This is a genomic window from Nocardia halotolerans (assembly GCF_042650145.1).
Taxonomy (GTDB): Bacteria; Actinomycetota; Actinomycetes; order Mycobacteriales; family Mycobacteriaceae; genus Nocardia; species Nocardia halotolerans.
In genome coordinates this window covers 1-2,200 of record NZ_JBHSDL010000024.1, presented here as the reverse complement: position 1 = coordinate 2,200, position 2,200 = coordinate 1, and the positions used below count along the sequence as shown (strand labels likewise).

The following is a 2,200-nucleotide window of genomic DNA, read 5'->3' as shown; positions in this document are numbered from 1 at the left end:
CCACCGAAGAACCCGGTCACCACATTCGCCACACCCTGACCCCAACCCTCACGGGTCTTGTCGGAATGGGTATCGGTGATGTCGTCGACGAGCTTGGCGGTCATGAGCGATTCCATGAGTCCGACCAGGGCCATGGCCAGGGCATACGGGGCGATGATGCCCAGTGTCGTGAGGTTCAGTGGGACGTCGGGGATGAACAGTGACGGCAGGCTCGAGGGCAGCTCACCCTCGTCGCCGACGTCGGGAACGTTGAGCGAGAACAGAATCGCCGCACCGGTCAGGAACACGATCGCGACCAGTGGGGCGGGCACCACGGCGGTGAGCTTGGGCAACAGCACCATGATGAGCAGGCCGAGTGCCACCATCGGGTACACCAGCCACGGCACGCCGAGCAGGTGCGGGACCTGGGCCATGAAGATCAGGATGGCCAGGGCGTTGACGAACCCGACCATCACGCTGCGCGGAATGAATCGCATCAGTTTCGCCACCCCGATCACGCTCAGGGTCACCTGGAGCAGACCGGCCAGGATCACCGTCGCGATGAAGTAGTCCATCCCGTATTCCCGCGCCACGGGTGCGATCACCAGGGCGATCGCACCGGTGGCCGCGGAGATCATGGCCGGGCGTCCGCCGGTGAACGCGATCGTGACCGCCATGACGAAGGAGGCGAACAGTCCCACCCGTGGGTCCACGCCGGCGATGATGGAGAACGAGATCGCCTCCGGTATCAACGCCAGGGCCACCACGAGGCCGGCCAGGATCTCGATCCGCAACCGCTTGGGGCTGCGTAGTGCCGCCAGTACCGAGTCCTTGGCTACTTCCGGTCGATGCGTCGTCGACACCATCGGCACTCCGTTCTACTGATGAATCGGCGCGCGTGCGCCACCGTGCGAGCCCAGTGCTGCGCGGTAAGAGTTCATGAGGGCCGAGCCGGACTCTCGAGACGGAACGAACCGATCGCCCCGGCGACATTGCCGGTAGGCGTCGAGATCAGCAATCACTCGGCGATCCCGACTCTACCCTCCGGTTAGGGTAGAGTCGCAAGTCGTACAGCTCCACGGTGTTCCATCTCTCATTGGTGGGATGTGGCGCATCACAGGCCGCGATGGCGTGTTATCGGCGTGGCCGTCCAGGTGAGACCTCCGACACGAAGCTCTCCCGAGGGTTGTGAACCTACTCGAACGGGAGGGTATATTCATTCGCGCTGAGTGTTAGCTGAAGTTCGTCATCCGGCAACGTGGCCGGTGGTGTCCAGCATCGTCGCGCTTACCTCGCCGGCCGCTCGCCTCACCGACTTTCCGCGCCGGTCCGTGACCGCATGGCCACCTGCGCGACCGACCGAATGGAGTTCGCCGATGGGGATGCCTGTGTCCACCGCGAAAGAAACCGAAGGGTCGGTGATGGCCGCTCTGCGCAGTCCGAAGCGGCTGCGCATCGAGATCCTGGCCGGGCTGGTGGTCGCGCTCGCGTTGATCCCGGAGGCGATCTCGTTCTCCATCATCGCCGGTGTGGATCCGAGCGTCGGGCTGTTCGCGTCGTTCACGATGGCCGTGACGATCTCCATCGTCGGCGGTCGCCGGGCGATGATCTCCGCGGCCACGGGTGCGATCGCCCTGGTCATCGCACCGGTCGCCAAGCAGTACGGCTTGGACTACCTGATCGCGACGGTCATCCTCGCCGGTGTGCTGCAGATCGTGCTCAGCGTGATCGGGGTCGCACGGTTGATGCGGTTCATTCCGCGCAGCGTGATGGTCGGGTTCGTCAACGCCCTGGCCATTCTGATCTTCATGGCCCAGATCCCGCACCTGCTCGGGGTGCCGTGGCTGGTGTACCCGATGGTCGCGCTCGGTATCGGGCTCATGGTTTTCCTGCCCAAGCTGTCCAACGTGGTGCCGGCCCCGCTGGTGGCGATCGTGTTGCTGACCGCCGCGACCCTCGTGCTCTCGCTCAACCTTCCTGACGTCGGTGACGAGGGCGAGCTGCCCTCGAGCCTGCCCGCCTGGATGATCCCGGACGTTCCGTACACCCTCGAGACCCTGAGCATCATCGCCCCCTACGCGCTGGCCATGGCGCTGGTCGGCCTGCTCGAGTCGCTGATGACCGCCAAGCTCGTCGACGACATCACCGATACCCATTCCGACAAGACCCGTGAGGGTTGGGGTCAGGGTGTGGCGAATGTGGTGACCGGGTTCTTCGGTGG

The 2,200-nt window shown here is 64.8% G+C and carries 2 protein-coding genes; one reads left to right on the top strand and one right to left on the bottom strand.

The window, feature by feature from the left end:
• A partial coding sequence (locus tag ACFO5K_RS18455) for a SulP family inorganic anion transporter (RefSeq protein ID WP_378564179.1) occupies positions 1-845 on the bottom strand: 845 nt, incomplete at its 3' end.
• 516 nt (positions 846-1,361) lie between these two features.
• On the opposite strand from ACFO5K_RS18455, the gene ACFO5K_RS18450 reads away from it, so the two are divergent.
• Positions 1,362-2,200 (top strand): SulP family inorganic anion transporter (locus ACFO5K_RS18450; protein ID WP_378564182.1); only part of this gene is annotated, 839 nt, incomplete at its 3' end.